Annotated in this window: 21 protein-coding genes and 1 tRNA gene; 6 read left to right on the forward strand and 16 right to left on the reverse strand. The window is 41.6% G+C overall.

Features of this window, described 5'->3' with window-relative positions:
• Positions 1 to 149 precede the first annotated feature (149 nt).
• The 5 genes from QMQ21_RS05480 to QMQ21_RS05500 all read right to left on the reverse strand — a co-directional run bounded on the left by QMQ21_RS05480 (position 150) and on the right by QMQ21_RS05500 (position 4,124).
• Complete coding sequence (locus tag QMQ21_RS05480) at positions 150 to 1,229, reverse strand: carbamoyl phosphate synthase small subunit (protein ID WP_000166853.1); 1,080 nt, start codon at positions 1,227 to 1,229, stop codon at positions 150 to 152.
• A 49-nt stretch (positions 1,230 to 1,278) separates the two neighbouring features.
• Positions 1,279 to 2,202: an aspartate carbamoyltransferase catalytic subunit gene (locus QMQ21_RS05485; protein WP_004257975.1), complete on the reverse strand. Its 924-nt coding sequence runs from the start codon at positions 2,200 to 2,202 to the stop codon at positions 1,279 to 1,281.
• An 18-nt stretch (positions 2,203 to 2,220) separates the two neighbouring features.
• Positions 2,221 to 2,742, reverse strand: a complete 522-nt coding sequence (pyrR, locus tag QMQ21_RS05490) for a bifunctional pyr operon transcriptional regulator/uracil phosphoribosyltransferase PyrR (RefSeq protein ID WP_004257972.1) — start codon at positions 2,740 to 2,742, stop codon at positions 2,221 to 2,223.
• Between the two features lie 210 nt (positions 2,743 to 2,952).
• Entirely contained in the window at positions 2,953 to 3,582 is a 630-nt protein-coding gene (gene nth, locus QMQ21_RS05495) for an endonuclease III (protein ID WP_033685177.1), read from the reverse strand.
• The gene (locus QMQ21_RS05500; RefSeq protein WP_070527784.1) at positions 3,582 to 4,124 is read right to left on the reverse strand and encodes a YceD family protein; all 543 of its coding nucleotides are present in this window, start codon (positions 4,122 to 4,124) and stop codon (positions 3,582 to 3,584) included. The genes nth and QMQ21_RS05500 overlap by 1 nt, the downstream gene beginning before the upstream one ends.
• 162 nt (positions 4,125 to 4,286) lie before the next feature.
• On the opposite strand from QMQ21_RS05500, the gene QMQ21_RS05505 reads away from it, so the two are divergent.
• Positions 4,287 to 4,616 (forward strand): hypothetical protein, encoded by a 330-nt coding sequence (locus QMQ21_RS05505; RefSeq protein ID WP_000653208.1) that lies wholly within the window; start codon positions 4,287 to 4,289, stop codon positions 4,614 to 4,616.
• A 337-nt stretch (positions 4,617 to 4,953) separates the two neighbouring features.
• The gene (locus QMQ21_RS05510; protein ID WP_284524105.1) at positions 4,954 to 6,513 is read left to right on the forward strand and encodes an ATP-binding cassette domain-containing protein; all 1,560 of its coding nucleotides are present in this window, start codon (positions 4,954 to 4,956) and stop codon (positions 6,511 to 6,513) included.
• Positions 6,514 to 6,557: 44 nt separating this feature from the next.
• On the opposite strand, the gene htpX is transcribed toward QMQ21_RS05510, so the two are convergent.
• Positions 6,558 to 7,457: a zinc metalloprotease HtpX gene (gene htpX, locus QMQ21_RS05515; protein ID WP_070527794.1), complete on the reverse strand. Its 900-nt coding sequence runs from the start codon at positions 7,455 to 7,457 to the stop codon at positions 6,558 to 6,560.
• Between the two features lies 1 nt (position 7,458).
• Positions 7,459 to 8,019, reverse strand: coding sequence for a LemA family protein (locus QMQ21_RS05520; protein ID WP_000219833.1), 561 nt, complete (start codon positions 8,017 to 8,019; stop codon positions 7,459 to 7,461).
• A 93-nt stretch (positions 8,020 to 8,112) separates the two neighbouring features.
• On the opposite strand from QMQ21_RS05520, the gene rsmG reads away from it, so the two are divergent.
• Together rsmG and QMQ21_RS05530 are read left to right on the forward strand one after the other, a co-directional pair.
• Positions 8,113 to 8,826, forward strand: coding sequence for a 16S rRNA (guanine(527)-N(7))-methyltransferase RsmG (gene rsmG / locus QMQ21_RS05525; RefSeq protein ID WP_000801943.1), 714 nt, complete (start codon positions 8,113 to 8,115; stop codon positions 8,824 to 8,826).
• Positions 8,827 to 9,029: 203 nt separating this feature from the next.
• Entirely contained in the window at positions 9,030 to 10,313 is a 1,284-nt protein-coding gene (locus tag QMQ21_RS05530; protein ID WP_060628761.1) for a uracil-xanthine permease family protein, read from the forward strand.
• Positions 10,314 to 10,408: 95 nt separating this feature from the next.
• On the opposite strand, the gene ffh is transcribed toward QMQ21_RS05530, so the two are convergent.
• The 4 genes from ffh to QMQ21_RS05550 all read right to left on the reverse strand — a co-directional run bounded on the left by ffh (position 10,409) and on the right by QMQ21_RS05550 (position 13,017).
• The gene (ffh, locus tag QMQ21_RS05535) at positions 10,409 to 11,980 is read right to left on the reverse strand and encodes a signal recognition particle protein (protein ID WP_042751012.1); all 1,572 of its coding nucleotides are present in this window, start codon (positions 11,978 to 11,980) and stop codon (positions 10,409 to 10,411) included.
• A gap of 17 nt (positions 11,981 to 11,997) precedes the next feature.
• Positions 11,998 to 12,213 carry a hypothetical protein gene (locus QMQ21_RS05540; protein ID WP_023946923.1) on the reverse strand — a complete coding sequence of 72 codons (216 nt, stop codon included), beginning with the start codon at positions 12,211 to 12,213 and terminating at the stop codon, positions 11,998 to 12,000.
• A gap of 2 nt (positions 12,214 to 12,215) precedes the next feature.
• Complete coding sequence (locus QMQ21_RS05545) at positions 12,216 to 12,548, reverse strand: putative DNA-binding protein (protein WP_000402066.1); 333 nt, start codon at positions 12,546 to 12,548, stop codon at positions 12,216 to 12,218.
• A gap of 91 nt (positions 12,549 to 12,639) precedes the next feature.
• Positions 12,640 to 13,017 carry a YwiB family protein gene (locus QMQ21_RS05550; protein ID WP_080673739.1) on the reverse strand — a complete coding sequence of 126 codons (378 nt, stop codon included), beginning with the start codon at positions 13,015 to 13,017 and terminating at the stop codon, positions 12,640 to 12,642.
• A gap of 71 nt (positions 13,018 to 13,088) precedes the next feature.
• Here QMQ21_RS05550 and QMQ21_RS05555 point away from each other — a divergent pair, with 71 nt between their 5' ends.
• Both QMQ21_RS05555 and yidA read left to right on the forward strand, forming a co-directional pair.
• Positions 13,089 to 14,393: an HD domain-containing protein gene (locus QMQ21_RS05555; RefSeq protein ID WP_049500401.1), complete on the forward strand. Its 1,305-nt coding sequence runs from the start codon at positions 13,089 to 13,091 to the stop codon at positions 14,391 to 14,393.
• Between the two features lie 12 nt (positions 14,394 to 14,405).
• On the forward strand, positions 14,406 to 15,212 hold the full coding sequence (yidA, locus tag QMQ21_RS05560) for a sugar-phosphatase (RefSeq protein ID WP_247927908.1): 807 nt from the start codon (positions 14,406 to 14,408) through the stop codon (positions 15,210 to 15,212).
• A 55-nt stretch (positions 15,213 to 15,267) separates the two neighbouring features.
• Here yidA and QMQ21_RS05565 read toward each other — a convergent pair.
• The 5 genes from QMQ21_RS05565 to QMQ21_RS05585 all read right to left on the reverse strand — a co-directional run bounded on the left by QMQ21_RS05565 (position 15,268) and on the right by QMQ21_RS05585 (position 16,808).
• Positions 15,268 to 15,339: transfer RNA gene (locus tag QMQ21_RS05565), tRNA-Arg, on the reverse strand.
• A 42-nt stretch (positions 15,340 to 15,381) separates the two neighbouring features.
• Positions 15,382 to 15,729 (reverse strand): 50S ribosomal protein L19, encoded by a 348-nt coding sequence (gene rplS / locus QMQ21_RS05570; protein WP_001068669.1) that lies wholly within the window; start codon positions 15,727 to 15,729, stop codon positions 15,382 to 15,384.
• A gap of 118 nt (positions 15,730 to 15,847) precedes the next feature.
• Positions 15,848 to 16,177: a fluoride efflux transporter CrcB gene (gene crcB / locus QMQ21_RS05575; RefSeq protein ID WP_049516595.1), complete on the reverse strand. Its 330-nt coding sequence runs from the start codon at positions 16,175 to 16,177 to the stop codon at positions 15,848 to 15,850.
• On the reverse strand, positions 16,171 to 16,545 hold the full coding sequence (gene crcB / locus QMQ21_RS05580) for a fluoride efflux transporter CrcB (RefSeq protein WP_049516593.1): 375 nt from the start codon (positions 16,543 to 16,545) through the stop codon (positions 16,171 to 16,173). Before crcB (QMQ21_RS05580) ends, crcB (QMQ21_RS05575) begins: the two co-directional genes overlap by 7 nt.
• On the reverse strand, positions 16,542 to 16,808 hold the full coding sequence (locus QMQ21_RS05585) for a chorismate mutase (protein WP_000362440.1): 267 nt from the start codon (positions 16,806 to 16,808) through the stop codon (positions 16,542 to 16,544). The genes crcB (QMQ21_RS05580) and QMQ21_RS05585 overlap by 4 nt, the downstream gene beginning before the upstream one ends.
• Between the last annotated feature and the right edge of the window lie 67 nt (positions 16,809 to 16,875).

Here is a 16,875-nt window from a genome sequence, read left to right on the forward strand (position 1 = left end):
GCAGACGCCTTCAGCGTCAAGACGATGTTTATCTTTTTCACACAGTTCTTAGGGCGTGTTCACTTCCGCGAACAATGTATCTTCTCCTTTCTATTCGGCAACTCTCAGGTTGCCATTAAATAAATTCTTCGACGAGCTTTTACTCGTTCTTAGTTTGATTGTTTAAAAGCTTCCATCATCTCGATAAACTCGTCGAATAGGTAGCTTGCGTCGTGTGGACCAGGGGCTGCGTCTGGGTGGTATTGAACAGAGAAAGCAGGTTGGTATCTGTGACGCACACCTTCAACTGACTTGTCATTGATTTCTTCGTGGGTGATAATCAAGTGTTCTGGCAAATCTTCACGACTAACTGCATAACCATGGTTCTGGCTGGTGAAGTCTACTCGTCCTGTTGCAATTTCACGTACCGCATGGTTAAATCCACGGTGACCAAATTTCATCTTGTAGGTCTTAGCACCGTTTGCCATTGCAAAGAGTTGGTGCCCCATACAAATACCAAAGATTGGAATTTTCCCTTGCACACCACGAATCATATCCAGTGCCTGTGGAACATCTTCTGGGTTACCTGGACCGTTTGACAACATAACTCCGTCAGGATTGAGATGGAGAATTTCTTCCGCCGTTGTTGAATACGGAACAACCGTCACGTTACAGTTGCGTTTAGAAAGTTCACGTAGGATTGAGTGCTTAAGACCAAAGTCCACTAAGACAACACTCAAACCAACTCCTGGAGCTGGATAGGATGTTTTAGTAGAAACCTGCTTGATATTGTCTGTCGGCAAGACTGTTGCTTGGAGCTGGTCCGTCACATGGTCCATGCTGTCCCCAACATGGGTCAAGGTTGCACGCATGGTACCATGCTTACGGATAATCTTGGTGAGTGCACGCGTATCAATCCCTGAAATACCTGGAATTTTCTTAGCTTTCAAAAATTCATCCAAGGTCATTTGGTTGCGCCAGTTGCTTGCTCTTCGTGCTTCTTCAAAAACAACGACTCCTTTACAAGTTGGAATGATGGATTCGTAATCATCACGATTAATTCCATAATTTCCCACCAAAGGATAAGTAAAGGTCAAGATTTGTCCATTATAAGACTGGTCTGTAATGGATTCTTGGTAGCCGGTCATACCTGTATTAAAGACGATTTCGCCTGTTACATCAATATCTGCTCCGAAGGCCTTGCCTTCAAAAACTGTGCCATCTTCTAATACTAGAAGTCTTTTTGTCATATTTTCACCTCTCGTGGACGCTCACTGGCGTCTTTTAACGTCTTGTGTTTTAGTTGGCGTTTCTACTCGCCAGTACGGATTCTAAGATTGCCATTCGAACAAAGACACCATTGGTCATTTGTTGGACAATCCGTGATTTTGGTGCTTCAACCAAGTGGTCTGCGATTTCTACATCACGGTTGACTGGGGCTGGGTGCATAAGGATTGCTGTTTCTTTCAAACGGTCATAACGTTCTTGAGTCAAGCCATGTTGGGCATGGTAGTCTTCTTTTGAAAAGACAGCTCCACTATCATGGCGTTCATGTTGCACACGGAGAAACATCATGACATCCACCTGATCAATAATTTCATCAATAGTTACAAACTGCCCATAGTCTGCAAACTCTTGACTTCTCCATTCCTCAGGTCCTGCAAAGAACAGTTCAGCTCCCAAGCGTTTCAAAATCTGCATATTGGATTTGGCAACGCGTGAGTGGTCCAAGTCACCTGCAATAGCAACCTTAAGACCCTCAAAGTGACCAAATTCCTCATAAATAGTCATCAAATCAAGCAAGCTCTGGCTAGGGTGTTGGCCCGAACCATCTCCACCATTGATGATGGAAGTCGTAATCGTGGGACTAGCAATCAACTCTCTGTAGTAGTCAACCTCTGGGTGGCGAATCACACAGACATCCACTCCTAGTGCAGATAGGGTCAGGATAGTATCATAAAGTGTTTCACCCTTATTGACCGAACTAGTCTTCACATCAAAGTCAAGTCGCTCCAATCCCAGTCTAATCTCTGCAACTTCAAAGGACTTATGCGTCCGTGTAGAATCCTCAAAGAAAAGATTGGAAACAATCGGATGGTCTTCATAAGGAAGCTGAGCTCCGTTTTTAAACTCAATTCCTCGCTTGATCAATTTCATGACTTGATCGACAGTGAGGTCTTCCATGGACACCACATGGTTCAATGCTTGTTGATTTTCTGACATGGCTACTCCTTTAGCTTTCTAAGCTTCTTCAGTAATCAGAACTCTGTCTTGGCCATCAAGTTCTGTCATCTCTACGATGATTTCTTCAGAACGACTAGTTGGAATATTTTTTCCAACGTAATCTGGACGGATTGGCAATTCTCTATGTCCACGATCGACTAGAACTGCTAAACTCACGCGCGCAGGACGACCATGACCTACAATATTATCAATAGCAGCACGGATGGTTCGACCTGTATAGAGCACATCATCCACCAAGATAACTTCGCGGTCTGTCACATCGACAGAAACCAAAGAAGTATCTTCTCCACTTTTAACATCATCACGGAAAGGTTTAGTATCCAATTCCACAACAGGAACTGAAAGATTTTCTAGCTGCTCCAAACGTTCTTGGATACGGTGGGCGATAAAGACACCACGAGTTTTAATACCAGCCAAGACGATTTTATTCAAATCTTTGTTGCGTTCGATAATCTCATAAGTAATACGCGTAATCGCTCGTTTGACGGTCAATTCGTCTACAACTTCTTTTGCCTTCATGACAAACCTCCAAAAAGAAAAGTCTCCTTAAACAAGGAGACTTGAAATGTATAGCCAAGCAAGCCCTACTGCAAACAGTATAGACTTCACCCTACTACTTAATCGTTCTCCTTGCCTGCCTCACGGGACAGGTTTAAAGGAATATTTAGTTATCAAATACTATAGCACAAAGCGAGCCTAAAATCAAGCAAAAACTTTTGAAACCCCATCTTATAAATTGCTAAAATCATATAATTGTGGGTACTGGTCACACTCTGGATTTTTAGGATGGCAAATGGCTCTTCCAAAATAAATCATGGCCTGATGGGCAGCTAACCACTGCTTCGGTGGCAAGATATCCATAACCCGTTTTTCCACCTCAAGTGGTGTCGCTGATTTTTTGACAATATCGTGGTGCTTACAAATACGCTCCACATGGGTATCCACTGCAAAGGCTGGAATCCCGAATCCTACACTCATGACAACATTGGCTGTCTTGCGACCAACACCTGCTAGACTTTCTAATTCTTCACGTGTCTGAGGAACTTGACCGTCAAAATCGTCTAGTAACTGTTGGGCACATTTTTTAAGGAATTTAGCCTTATTTCGATACAGTCCTAGGCGAGAAATGTGTGAGGCAATTTCACTTTCTGTTGCAACAGACATGGCTTGTGGCGTTGGAAAGGCAGCAAAGAGACCTGGAGTGGCCTTATTTACCGCTGCATCCGTTGTCTGGGCTGACAACATGACCGCAACCAAAAGTTCAAAATGATTGGTGAAATCAAGACTGGGCTTGGCATCTGGAAAAAGAGCAATGATTTCTTCTAGCACCTTTCGTGCGCGTTTTTTTGACAAGACCATTATTCGTCTCCGTCAAATAGTCCTTGTAAGCCAGCAAAAGGACTGTTTTCTTCTTTCTTAACGGCTTGTTGAGCTTGGTATTCTTCTTCTGTCATGATTTGCCAGTCATTTCCTGAAACAAATCCTTGACCCGCTTCTTCTTCAGCCGTCAAGACCTTGATAGGAATGTTTAGTAGGATATTGTCTGACACGCTCTCAGCAAGATTAAGTTCTCCATTTTCGATAGGCAGGACCAAATCATCATCTAAAACTTCTTGATCTAGCAGATTAGTTGCCCCTTCCATGAAAACTTCCGTTACTGGATAAGATTCAACTAACTCAACTGGCTCCATACTGCGACTTGAAGCAAGAACAATGGTATAAGATAGTTGATAATCTAAGAAATACATACGGTCTTCATACTGTACTTTCCCAACTGCAAGGATATCTTTTACATCTAAAATTTCTTGATTGCGTGCACGCAGGTCTGCAGCTAGGTCTAACGTTTGTTCAAAATGCAAGCCTTCAGACTGCTTACGAATTTCTTGAATATTTAATTTCATACTTCCTCCATAAAGATTTACTCTCTTGATTATACCATGAAAAGCCTACAAATCAGCCCACCAAACTTTTTAATTAACATTCGATTTTTTAACATGTTTACTATGACATTTTTTAGTGCCATACTATAGGCAATAATACATCAGAGCAAGGAGGATGCTCACATGAAAGACAAAGAACTCATTACTAATGCAACCCAACTCCTATCCGAGTTAAATAAAAGTTTCCAAAGCTGCAAACAGGGTAGGGCAGATGATATTCGACTGCAAGAGCTGCTAAACACTACTCTGCAAGAGCTCAAAAAAGCGGAAAAGTTGGACAACAGTATTTTAATCGACCTTGAGAAATTTTACCAACGTACCAGTCTTCTGATTGGTCTTGGTAGCCTAAAACTGAATGATCAAGCACGCACTGCTTGGCGAAACTATGATAAATTCCATTACGAGCATATCAAACACGTACTGACTCTCTATGGACCTGTTTTCGGATTTTAGAGATTAGAATTGTCAGTTTTCTGTTGACAAAATTTCCTTAAAGGTATAGGATAAAGATACTAATACTCGGAGGTAAGGGAGACATGAACAACTAAGTCTATCAAATAAAGAAACTTTATTTAGTAGATCTTGTTTTTGTCTCTTTTTGTGTGCTCTTTTCATACTAGATTTTCTAGTATCTTATCCTCATTGAAAATCAAAAAACTAGAAGGCTAACCATCTACTCCTCTTGAGTTGGATTAGGCAATCCTAAGCTAGTTTGACGAGCTTTTCAACGAGGATAATAGAGTTTTGACAGTGACTTTGGGCTCTACTAGATAAAGTAGAGCTTTTTGTTATGCACTATCGACATTCTAGAAAGGGCAATCATATGATAAAAATCAATCACCTGACCATCACACAAAACAAAGATTTACGAGACCTTGTCTCAGACTTAAACATGACCATCCAAGACGGGGAAAAGATAGCTATTATTGGCGAAGAAGGAAATGGCAAATCAACCTTGCTACGAGCTTTAATGGGGGAAGCTTTGTCTGATTTCACTATCAAGGGAGACATCCAGTCTGACTATCAGTCACTTGCCTATATTCCTCAAAAACTTCCCGATGAGCTGAAAAAGAAAAGTCTACACGACTACTTCTTTTTAGATTCTCTTGATTTAGACTACAGTATCCTCTATCGTTTGGCTGAGGAATTGCATTTTGATGGCGATCGCTTCGCTAGCAACCAAGAGATTGGCAGTCTATCAGGGGGCGAAGCTTTGAAAATTCAGCTCATCCATGAGTTAGCCAAACCCTTTGAGATTCTATTTCTAGATGAACCTTCAAATGACCTAGACCTTGAGACGGTTGATTGGCTAAAAAGACAGATACAGAAGATGAGGCAAACCGTTATTTTCATTTCCCATGATGAAGACTTTCTTTCTCAAACGGCAGACACTATTGTTCACTTGCGACTGGTCAAGCACCGTAAAGAAGCAGAAACGCTAGTAGAGCATTTAGACTATGATAGCTATAGCGACCAGAGAAAGGCTAATTTTACCAAACAAAGCCAGCAAGCTGCTAACGACCAAAGAGCCTACGATAAAACCATGGAAAAGCATCGCCGAGTCAAGCAAAATGTAGAAACTGCCCTTCGAGCTACCAAAGACAGTACTGCCGGTCGCCTATTGGCTAAAAAGATGAAAAATGTCCTCTCTCAAGAAAAACGCTTTGAAAAGACAGCTCAGTCCATGACCAAAAAACCACTTGAAGAGGAAGAAATCAGACTTTTCTTCTCAGACATCCAACCATTACCGGCTTCTAAAGTCTTAATCCAATTGGAAAAAGAAAATTTGTCCATTGGCGACCGAGTTTTGGTTCAAAAACTACAACTAACTGTCCGTGGCCAAGAAAAAATCGGTATCATTGGCCCAAATGGTATTGGAAAATCGACTCTGCTAGCCAAGTTTCAACAACTGCTTAGCGCCAAAAGAGAAATTTCGCTTGGTTTTATGCCACAAGATTACCACAAAAAACTGCAATTGGATTTATCACCAATAGCCTACCTCAGCAAAACTGGTGAAAAAGAGGAACTACAGAAAATCCAATCTCACTTAGCCAGTCTCAATTTCAGTTATCCAGAAATGCAGCACCAAATTCGCTCCTTATCTGGTGGGCAACAGGGTAAACTCCTGCTTTTGGATTTAGTCCTGCGCAAGCCAAACTTTCTCCTTCTGGATGAACCCACACGAAACTTTTCTCCCACTTCTCAACCCCAAATCAGAAAACTCTTTGCAACCTATCCGGGTGGTCTCATCACTGTTTCGCATGACCGTCGTTTCTTAAAAGAAGTTTGCTCGATCATCTATCGCATAACAGAACACGGTTTGGAGATAGTTAATTTAGAAGATTTATAAATTTTCAACATAGTAAAAATCCAGAGACGAACTCTGGATTCTTTTTACATATGTTTTAAACGTTCAATCCGTTCTGAGATAGGTGGGTGGGTATAAAAGAGTTTTTGGAACCCTCCCCCTTTCTTGGGATCATTGATATAAAGTGCACTGCTGGCATCATCGACAGGACGACTCATCGGTTTACTATTATCCAACTTACGTAGAGCATTAATCATCCCTTGAGGATTGCGCGTCAACTCGACACTAGAAGCATCAGCTAGGAATTCCCTCTGACGAGAAATAGCTAGTTGTACCAAAGTTGCAGCGAGAGGTGCCAGTACAATAGCTAGTAGTGAAACCACTAGCATAATGATTTCAAGACCATTTCCATCTCGGTCATCGTCACTTCGTCTGCGACCTGATCCACCCCACCACATCATACGACCTGCCATACTAGAAAGCATGGTGATAGCACTAGCAAGGGCAACAGCAATAGTCGAAATGCGGATATCGTAATTACGAATATGACTGACTTCATGTCCCATAACAGCTTCTAGTTCTTCACGATTCATGATAGCTAGGAGACCTGACGTCGCAGCAACCGCCGCATTTTGAGGGTTAGAACCTGTCGCAAAGGCATTTAAGGCTGGATCATCAATGATGAAAATACGAGGCATAGGAATCTGAGCCACCATAGCCATATCTTCCACTACATGGTAGAGGTCTGGTGCCGTTTGCTCATCCACCTCACGCGCCCCATTCATGGACATGACGATCTCTGTCGATTGAAAAATCATGGACAAGGCATAGATAAAGCCGATAATCAGTGCGATAACCAAACCACCAAGCCCAGATCGCATGAAGAGGTAACCAACTGCATAGCCAACCAGAGCTAAGAGTAGGAAAAATACCAGCAACAAAATCCAGGTTCTTCGTTTATTGCTTGCAATTTGATCAAACAACATCTTAGTCACCTAAACCGCTAAAATCAACTTTAGGAACTGCCTTTTCCTCTTCTGGTGTTTGAAGGAAATCTGCTGCTTTAAATCCAAACATTCCAGCGATAATATTGCTTGGGAAAGTTTCTAATTTTACATTGTAGTTGCTGACAACACTGTTGTAGAGTTGACGAGAGTAAGAAATTTTATTTTCTGTGTTTGTCAACTCCTCTTGCAATTTAACAAAGTTTGCACTAGCTTTCAAATCTGGATAGCTTTCTGCAACTGCAAAAATACCTGAAACCTGACGAGTAAGGGCATCACTAGCTTTCATAGCTTCTGCTGGTGAAGTCGCTGCCGCCACTTGGTTACGTAGTTCTGCCACCTTTTCAAGGGTAGAACCTTCATATTTTGCATAACCTTTTACAGTTTCAATCAAGTTTGGCAAGAGGTCATTTCGACGTTTCAACTGAACATCAATCTGGCTCCAAGCCTCCTTGGTTTGCATACGATTCTTAACCAAACCGTTATAGCTAACAATCACAAAAATAACAATAAGAGCTAAAACTCCAAGAATAATCCAAGTCATTATATAAGTCCTTTCTGCTTTTAGATTAGTACCAGTATATCAAATTTTTAATGATTGTGGTAAAATAAGATGATACTAAAGAAGGAAAAAACTATGAAACCAGAAACATTTTACAACTTGCTTGCCGAGCAAAATCTTTCACTTTCGGACCAGCAAAAAAAACAATTTGAACGCTATTTTGAACTCTTGGTCGAGTGGAATGAGAAGATTAATTTGACGGCTATTACAGATAAGGAAGAAGTCTATCTGAAACACTTTTACGATTCGATTGCACCCATTCTGCAAGGCTTAATTTCAAATGAAACTATCAAACTTCTTGATATTGGAGCCGGGGCAGGATTTCCTAGTCTACCTATGAAAATCCTCTATCCTCAGCTAAATGTAACTATCATTGATTCTCTCAACAAGCGCATCAACTTCCTCAAACTTTTGGCTCAGGAACTGGATTTAGACGATGTTCATTTCTACCATGGACGTGCCGAAGATTTTGCCCAAGACAAAAACTTCCGTGCTCAGTATGATTTTGTAACGGCTCGTGCGGTTGCCCGTATGCAAGTCCTATCTGAATTAACTATTCCCTACCTTAAAGTTGGCGGAAAACTATTGGCACTCAAGGCTAGCAATGCTCCTGAGGAATTATTAGAAGCTAAGAATGCCCTCAACCTCCTTTTTAGTAAAGTAGAAGACAATCTCAGCTACGCCCTACCAAATGGAGATCCACGTTACATCACAGTGGTAGAAAAGAAAAAAGAAACACCAAATAAATATCCAAGAAAGGCTGGCATGCCCAACAAACGCCCGCTTTAAATTTTTTAGTAAAAAATGTTTACAAAGTTCGGAATTTCTGCTATACTATCACAAGCAAAGGTTTTTAATGTCATCCCGTGAGGTGACGAAGACGCAGAAATACTTGAAACTCTTTAAAGTCTAGATTTTAGAGAAGTCTTACTCTGAGGGCCTATTGCTGTAAAATAATGGGCTCTTTTTTGATGCCCAAAAGTGAGGTTTATATGAAACAAGAATCAACTGTTGATTTGTTACTAGACGTTGACCAACGTCCTTCGGCTGGAAAAGGAATTCTCCTTAGTTTCCAACACGTTTTCGCCATGTTCGGTGCGACCATCTTGGTACCCTTGATTTTGGGAATGCCTGTATCTGTTGCCCTTTTTGCTTCAGGTGTCGGGACACTCATCTATATGATTTCAACTGGATTTAAAGTTCCAGTTTATCTAGGTTCTTCTTTTGCCTTTATCACAGCAATGTCGCTTGCTATGAAAGAAATGGGTGGTGATGTGTCTGCTGCTCAAACAGGGGTTATCTTGACTGGTTTGGTCTATGTCCTTGTGGCTGCTGGTGTTCGTTTTGCAGGTACAAAATGGATTGATAAACTCTTGCCACCAATCATCATCGGACCTATGATCATCGTTATCGGTCTTGGACTTGCAGGTTCAGCAGTCACTAACGCTGGTCTTGTAGCTGACGGGAATTGGAAAAATGCTCTTGTAGCAGTTGTTACTTTCTTGATTGCTGCCTTTATCAATACAAAAGGAAAAGGCTTCCTACGAATCATTCCATTCCTCTTTGCCATTATCGGTGGTTACCTCTTCGCACTAACCCTTGGCTTGGTTGACTTTACACCAGTTCTTAAAGCTAACTGGTTTGAAATTCCTGGTTTCTACTTGCCATTTAGCACAGGTGGTGCCTTTAAAGAATACAATCTTTACTTTGGCCCAGAAACCATCGCTATCTTGCCAATCGCTATCGTAACAATTTCTGAACATATCGGAGACCATACTGTTTTGGGTCAAATCTGTGGCCGTCAATTCTTGAAAGAACCAGGTCTTCACCGTACTCTTCTTGGTGACGGTATCGCAACTTCAGTTTCTGCCTTCCTTGGTGGACCAGCTAATACAACTTATGGAGAAAATACAGGGGTTATCGGTATGACTCGTATCGCTTCTGTCTCAGTTATCCGTAACGCTGCCTTCATCGCGATTGCCCTTAGCTTCCTTGGTAAATTCACTGCCTTGATTTCAACCATTCCAAATGCTGTACTTGGTGGTATGTCAATCCTTCTCTACGGAGTTATCGCAAGTAATGGTTTGAAAGTCTTGATCAAAGAACGTGTGGATTTCGCTCAAATGCGTAACCTCATCATCGCAAGTGCTATGTTGGTCCTTGGACTTGGAGGAGCTATCCTTAAACTCGGTCCAGTTACCCTTTCAGGAACTGCCCTATCAGCTATGACAGGAATCATCTTGAACTTGATCTTACCATACGAAAATAAAGACTAAAAGTCTAAACACATCAAAAAACGAGCATTTCCAATTACGGAAGTGCTCATTTTTCTTCTTTCTAAAAAAGGAAAGCCCTGCGGCCTTCCTTTGTCTTACTTGCGTTTCTTCTTCGCTTTTTTCATTTTGTTAGCCATTCGTTTCATGGACTGTTTCATAGCAAATTCACCAATTTTACCTTTGAGTCCGCCACCAAACATCTGACTCATATCTGGCATTCCTGCTCCTCCGAGAGCTGACAGGTCAGGCATTCCGCCTTGTCCCATCATTCCTTCAAGGGCAGACATATCCATTCCTCCCATATTTGGCATATTTTTAGGAAGGTTATTTGGATTGATTCCCATTTGCTTCATCATTTTGTTCATATCTCCAGACATAACCCCTTGCATGAGTTGTTTAGCCTGGTTAAAGTCTTTGATAAATTTATTGACTTCTACAAAAGTATTTCCAGAACCTGCGGCAATACGACGACGACGGCTTGGATTTAACAAATCTGGATTTTCACGTTCTTCAGGTGTCATTGAAGACACAATGGCACGTTTGCGAGCAATCTGGCGTTCATCCACCTTCATGTTTTGAAGGGCTGGATTATTGGCCATACCTGGAATCATCTTGAGCAAGTCTTCCATCGGCCCCATGTTTTGCACCTGATCCAACTGATCAATGAAATCATTGAAATCAAAGGTGTTTTCACGCATCTTCTCAGCCATTTCAAGGGCTTTTTGCTCATCGTATTCCTGAGAAGCTTTCTCAATCAAAGTGAGCATATCCCCCATACCAAGGATACGGCTAGACATGCGATCTGGGTGGAAGGTTTCAATGTCCGTAATCTTTTCACCTGTACCAGTGAACTTGATTGGTTTTCCAGTAATGTGACGAACAGATAGAGCAGCACCACCACGAGTATCGCCATCAATTTTGGTAAGGATGACCCCAGTCACTTCCAACTGAGCATTGAACTCACGCGCAACATTGGCTGCTTCTTGACCAATCATGGCATCAACGACAAGCAGAATTTCGTTTGGTTGAGCTAGTGCTTTCACGTCACGAAGTTCATTCATCAAAAGCTCATCAATCTGCAAACGACCTGCCGTATCAATCAAGACATAATCGTTGTGATTGGCTTGGGCTTGCTCCAAACCTTGACGTACAATCTCAACAGCTGGTACTTCGGTTCCAAGTGCAAAGACAGGCACATCAATCTGTTGACCCAGAGTTTTCAACTGGTCAATAGCCGCAGGACGGTAAATATCCGCCGCAATCATCAAAGGACGGGCATTTTCTTCTTTCTTGAGTTTGTTAGCCAATTTACCTGCAAAGGTTGTTTTACCAGCCCCTTGCAAACCGACCATCATGATGATTGTAGGAATCTTAGGTGACTTGATAATCTCAGCCGTATCAGAACCCAAAACGGTTGTCAGTTCCTCATCAACGATTTTAATAATTTGTTGCGCAGGATTAAGGGTATCAATGACCTCATGCCCGACTGCACGCTCACGAACTTTCTTGATAAAGTCCTTTACAACAGGCAAGGCAACGTCGGCCTCAAGCAAGGCCAAGCGAATTTCTTTGGTTGCCTCTTGGACATCAGATTCAGAGATTTTTCCTTTTTTACGTAGATTTTTAAAGACGTTCTGTAAACGTTCTGTTAAACTTTCAAATGCCATTATTTTCTCCTATTTTTTCAATTCAGTGGAAATCGTCCGAAATGTTGCAAACACTCTAGTTCTTCGGGTGTGACTTCTTTCATGATTTCATTTGGATATCCCCAACAGCTAAAACCTATTTGCATGGCTTTGGAGTTATCATTGGGCGAGATAATCTGTAGTCGAGTAGGAAATGGTTTCTCTGCTGCTAATAGTTCGCAAGGTATTCCTTGATAAATAACTAGACTGCCCATGATTACTCCCGATTATCAATGCTTGTTAAAATTTCTATCTGCTCCTGCAGAAAGTCATCCTTGGGATAACGCTCCAATATCTGGTCAAAAATCTGACTGCGGACAATGTAGTCCGAGTACATGTGCAATTTCATCTCATAATCTTCCAGAATCTTTTCTGTTCGCTTGATATTGTCATAGACAGCCTGACGACTGACACCAAACTCCTCGGCAATCTCAGCAAGGCTATAATCATCAGCGTAGTAGAGCTCTATGTAGTTCATTTGCTTGTCTGTCAAAAGCGCTGCATAAAATTCAAAGAGCGCATTCATACGATTGGTTTTTTCAATTTCCATAACTTTTATTATACCAAAAAATAGCCTAATCTACCACATTAGCAGGCTAATCCGAGAAGATAGCTAGCAAAAATTTGAAAAAAACAAGAGACTAGCACCAAGTAATTTCCAATTGATAGCTGGCAAAGGGATGTCCCTCTTGATTTTGTAGTTGATAATCTAGTTCAATCTTTTGCCCATCAACTTGATAATGGCTCGTTTGGATGATAAACTCCTGCATGCCCGTAGGTGTGGGAATATAGGCTAAACTATCACTATCCTTTAAAAAGCGCATAATGGTCTTGGGATTAGAAAATCGGCTCATCACCAGTTCTTGACCATGAAATTTAATAACCACTTTTTCCTTTTCCTCATTATAGAAAAGCAGGTAGCTATAATCTCCTTTTTCATGCACTTCCACATCATAGAGTTGGTCAATCACTTCCAACTGCTCATCAAACTGAATCCTATTTCGCATCCGAATCTTCACATCAAGTCCTCTTTCTTGTCTCTTGTCCTACTATTTTACCAAAAAGAGCAGGATTTTGCTATAATGGTCATATGAACGAAAAAGTATTCCGTGACCCAGTTCACAACTACATCCATGTCAATAATCAAATCATCTATGACTTGATTAATACAAAAGAATTTCAGCGTTTGCGTCGAATCAAGCAACTGGGAACTTCCAGTTATACCTTCCACGGTGGAGAACACAGTCGCTTCTCTCACTGTCTAGGAGTCTATGAAATTGCACGACGTATCACAGAGATTTTTGAAGAAAAATATCCTGAAGAATGGAATCCTGCTGAGTCTCTCTTGACCATGACCGCTGCACTCCTTCATGACCTCGGACATGGTGCCTACTCCCATACTTTTGAACATCTCTTTGATACAGACCACGAAGCTATTACTCAGGAGATTATCCAAAGTCCTGAAACGGAGATTCACCAAGTCCTACTACAAGTAGCGCCAGATTTTCCAGAAAAGGTAGCCAGTGTCATAGACCATACCTATCCTAACAAGCAGGTCGTGCAACTCATTTCTAGTCAGATTGATGCAGACCGCATGGACTATCTCTTGCGCGACTCCTATTTTACAGGAGCATCTTATGGAGAATTTGACCTGACTCGGATTCTTCGAGTCATTCGTCCTGTCGAAAATGGTATCGCCTTTCAGCGCAATGGCATGCACGCCATCGAAGACTACGTCCTCAGTCGCTACCAGATGTATATGCAGGTCTATTTCCACCCAGCAACACGGGCCATGGAAGTTCTCCTGCAGAATCTCCTCAAACGCGCCAAGGAACTTTATCCAGAAGATAAGGACTTCTTTGCACGAACTTCTCCACACCTCCTGCCTTTCTTTAAAAAAAATGTGACCTTATCTGACTATCTGGCTCTGGATGATGGTGTGATGAATACCTACTTCCAGCTCTGGATGACCAGTCCTGACAAGATTCTAGCTGACTTATCGCAACGCTTTGTCAACCGCAAGGTCTTTAAATCCATTACCTTTTCACAAGAGGACCAAGACCAACTCACTAGCATGAGAAAATTAGTTGAGGACATCGGCTTTGATCCCGACTACTATACTGCTATTCATAAGAACTTTGACCTCCCTTATGATATTTATCGTCCCGAATCTGAAAATCCGCGAACACAGATTGAGATTTTACAAAAAAATGGAGAACTGGCAGAACTCTCTAGCTTGTCTCCTATCGTCCAATCCCTTGCTGGCAGTCGCCATGGAGATAATCGCTTTTATTTCCCAAAAGAAATGTTAGACCAAAACAGTATCTTCGCAAGCATTACCCAGCAATTTTTACACTTGATTGAGAACGATCATTTTACCCCAAATAAAAACTAGAAGAGGAAATTTATGAGTATTAAACTAATTGCCGTCGATATTGACGGAACCCTAGTCAACAGCCAAAAGGAAATCACTCCTGAAGTCTTTTCTGCCATCCAAGATGCCAAAGAAGCTGGTGTTAAAGTCGTGATTGCAACTGGCCGCCCTATCGCAGGTGTTGCCAAACTTCTGGACGACTTGCAGTTGAGAGACGAGGGTGACTATGTCGTGACCTTCAATGGTGCCCTTGTCCAAGAAACTGCTACAGATCATGAGATTATCAGTGAATCCTTGACTTATGAGGATTATCTGGATATGGAATTCCTCAGCCGCAAGCTCGGTGTCCACATGCATGCCATTACCAAGGACGGTATCTACACTGCCAATCGCAATATCGGAAAATACACAGTGCACGAATCAACCCTCGTCAGCATGCCTATCTTTTACCGCACACCTGAAGAAATGGCTGGCAAGGAAATCGTCAAGTGTATGTTTATCGATGAACCAGAAATTCTCGATGCTGCAATTGAAAAGATACCAGCGGAATTTTACGAACGCTACTCCATCAACAAGTCTGCTCCTTTCTACCTCGAACTCCTTAAAAAGAATGTGGACAAGGGTTCAGCCATTACTCACTTAGCTGAAAAACTCGGATTGACCAAAGATCAAACCATGGCTATCGGTGACGAAGAAAACGACCGTGCCATGCTGGAAGTCGTTGGCAATCCAGTTGTCATGGAAAATGGAAATCCAGAAATCAAAAAAATCGCCAAATACATAACTAAATCTAACGATGAATCCGGCGTTGCCCATGCCATCCGTACATGGGTACTGTAAAAGGGTATGAATAGACGAAAACCGCTCAGCTGAGCGGTTTTTAATGTCTAATTAATGCCCCCTGCCGGAATCGAACCAGCAACTACTCCTTAGGAGGGAGTTGTTATATCCATTGAACTAAGGGAGCTAGATAAAAACTCTGCTGAAGAAGCAGAGTTTTTTAGTCGAATTAACGACGGATTTCTTTGATACGAGCTGCTTTACCTTGAAGAGCACGCAAGTAGTACAATTTCGCACGACGTACTTTACCGTAACGAACAACTTCGATTTTTTCAACACGTGGAGTGTGGATTGGGAAGATACGCTCAACACCTACACCGTTAGAGATTTTACGAACTGTGTAGTTTTCTGAGATACCAGCACCTTTACGTGCGATAACAACACCTTCAAAAATCTGGATACGTTCACGGTTACCTTCGACAACTTTCGCGTGTACACGAACAGTGTCACCAGGACGGAATGATGGGATATCTGTACGAAGTTGACCTTCAGTCAAGCTTTGGATTAATGGATTCATTTTATTCTCCTATCTTTGTCAATCTTGAGGAATCTTCCTCAGCGGATAAACTGTATTTTTGTGCGTCCATTACACACAAGATACAGTTTACCAAATTTCCACAAAAAAGTAAAGAAATTTATAGCAGAATTCCTAAAAAAATCGCTATTAAACCACCTAGGTAGGTTAAGGCTAGGTAGCTATAAAATACCTTCTTATCACTTAACAGTCTTTGAAGTTCGTCATTCAAGGTCGAAAAAGTTGTCAAACCTCCACAAAAACCAGTTGCTAGCATAGCATAGACTTCCTTAGACTCCACATGATTGTAGAATAATCCAATCAAAAAACAACCTAGAAGATTGGCTATGAGCGTTCCGAGTGGCAATTTAGAAGCTTGATTATAGCGGGAAAAGAAATACCGTACGAGCGCTCCTAAGCCACAAGCAATTACAAGATAGACGATTACCATTTCTTCCTCCCTAGACAATAGGCCAAAAGTAGGCCTCCACCGATACTCAAAAGCAAATACAGAATCAAACTAATGTAACGCCCTGTATCAAGCAGTTTCACAGCATCAAGCATTAGACTCGAAAAGGTTGTTAAACCTCCACAAAAACCCGTTCCCAGTGCTAAAACCAAGCTCTTACTAGTCCCCTTATAGACCAGATAGCCCTTGACAAGATAAACCAAGCAGAAAATGCCCAGATAGTTAACAAAGAGAGTTCCCCAAGGAAAATCTGGACTGGCTGGTAACCAAGTGGAAACAAGATAGCGGACAAGTCCACCCACCATGGCAGCTAGAAAAATTCCTAGCGGATAAAATTGTTCTTTTTTCATTTGATATTTTGATCCTGATAATCACGCGAACGTTTGAGTATGTCAGAAAAAGTCGCGACAATAGTTTCCTGATAGCGCTTGTCCTCTACACGACTTCTAACCTTTTCAAAAATAACTTCTTCTCTCTTAGTATCTAAAATCGGCTTACCTGAAGCTTTCTTATAGGCAACTACCCCCTCAACCAAATGCATTCGTTCTTCCAACAGTTTGACAATTTGGTCGTCGATTTGATCAATTTCTTGACGAATAATATCTAAATCCATACAGTCTCCTCCTTTATTTGAATTATTGTATCAAAAAGCCACCAAATAGGCTAGTAAAATCCCAACT

This window comes from Streptococcus bouchesdurhonensis (assembly GCF_948472335.1).

Bases quoted from the DNA above. Each gene is read 5' to 3' on its own strand.
- QMQ21_RS05480 (WP_000166853.1), bottom strand. From the start codon at position 1,229: ATGACAAAAAGACTTCTAGTATTAGAAGATGGCACAGTTTTTGAAGGC.
- QMQ21_RS05485 (WP_004257975.1), bottom strand. From the start codon at position 2,202: ATGTCAGAAAATCAACAAGCATTGAACCATGTGGTGTCCATGGAAGAC.
- pyrR (WP_004257972.1), bottom strand. From the start codon at position 2,742: ATGAAGGCAAAAGAAGTTGTAGACGAATTGACCGTCAAACGAGCGATT.
- nth (WP_033685177.1), bottom strand. From the start codon at position 3,582: ATGGTCTTGTCAAAAAAACGCGCACGAAAGGTGCTAGAAGAAATCATT.
- QMQ21_RS05500 (WP_070527784.1), bottom strand. From the start codon at position 4,124: ATGAAATTAAATATTCAAGAAATTCGTAAGCAGTCTGAAGGCTTGCAT.
- QMQ21_RS05505 (WP_000653208.1), top strand. From the start codon at position 4,287: ATGAAAGACAAAGAACTCATTACTAATGCAACCCAACTCCTATCCGAG.
- QMQ21_RS05510 (WP_284524105.1), top strand. From the start codon at position 4,954: ATGCACTATCGACATTCTAGAAAGGGCAATCATATGATAAAAATCAAT.
- htpX (WP_070527794.1), bottom strand. From the start codon at position 7,457: ATGTTGTTTGATCAAATTGCAAGCAATAAACGAAGAACCTGGATTTTG.
- QMQ21_RS05520 (WP_000219833.1), bottom strand. From the start codon at position 8,019: ATGACTTGGATTATTCTTGGAGTTTTAGCTCTTATTGTTATTTTTGTG.
- rsmG (WP_000801943.1), top strand. From the start codon at position 8,113: ATGAAACCAGAAACATTTTACAACTTGCTTGCCGAGCAAAATCTTTCA.
- QMQ21_RS05530 (WP_060628761.1), top strand. From the start codon at position 9,030: ATGAAACAAGAATCAACTGTTGATTTGTTACTAGACGTTGACCAACGT.
- ffh (WP_042751012.1), bottom strand. From the start codon at position 11,980: ATGGCATTTGAAAGTTTAACAGAACGTTTACAGAACGTCTTTAAAAAT.
- QMQ21_RS05540 (WP_023946923.1), bottom strand. From the start codon at position 12,213: ATGGGCAGTCTAGTTATTTATCAAGGAATACCTTGCGAACTATTAGCA.
- QMQ21_RS05545 (WP_000402066.1), bottom strand. From the start codon at position 12,548: ATGGAAATTGAAAAAACCAATCGTATGAATGCGCTCTTTGAATTTTAT.
- QMQ21_RS05555 (WP_049500401.1), top strand. From the start codon at position 13,089: ATGAACGAAAAAGTATTCCGTGACCCAGTTCACAACTACATCCATGTC.
- yidA (WP_247927908.1), top strand. From the start codon at position 14,406: ATGAGTATTAAACTAATTGCCGTCGATATTGACGGAACCCTAGTCAAC.
- rplS (WP_001068669.1), bottom strand. From the start codon at position 15,729: ATGAATCCATTAATCCAAAGCTTGACTGAAGGTCAACTTCGTACAGAT.
- crcB (WP_049516595.1), bottom strand. From the start codon at position 16,177: ATGGTAATCGTCTATCTTGTAATTGCTTGTGGCTTAGGAGCGCTCGTA.
- crcB (WP_049516593.1), bottom strand. From the start codon at position 16,545: ATGAAAAAAGAACAATTTTATCCGCTAGGAATTTTTCTAGCTGCCATG.
- QMQ21_RS05585 (WP_000362440.1), bottom strand. From the start codon at position 16,808: ATGGATTTAGATATTATTCGTCAAGAAATTGATCAAATCGACGACCAA.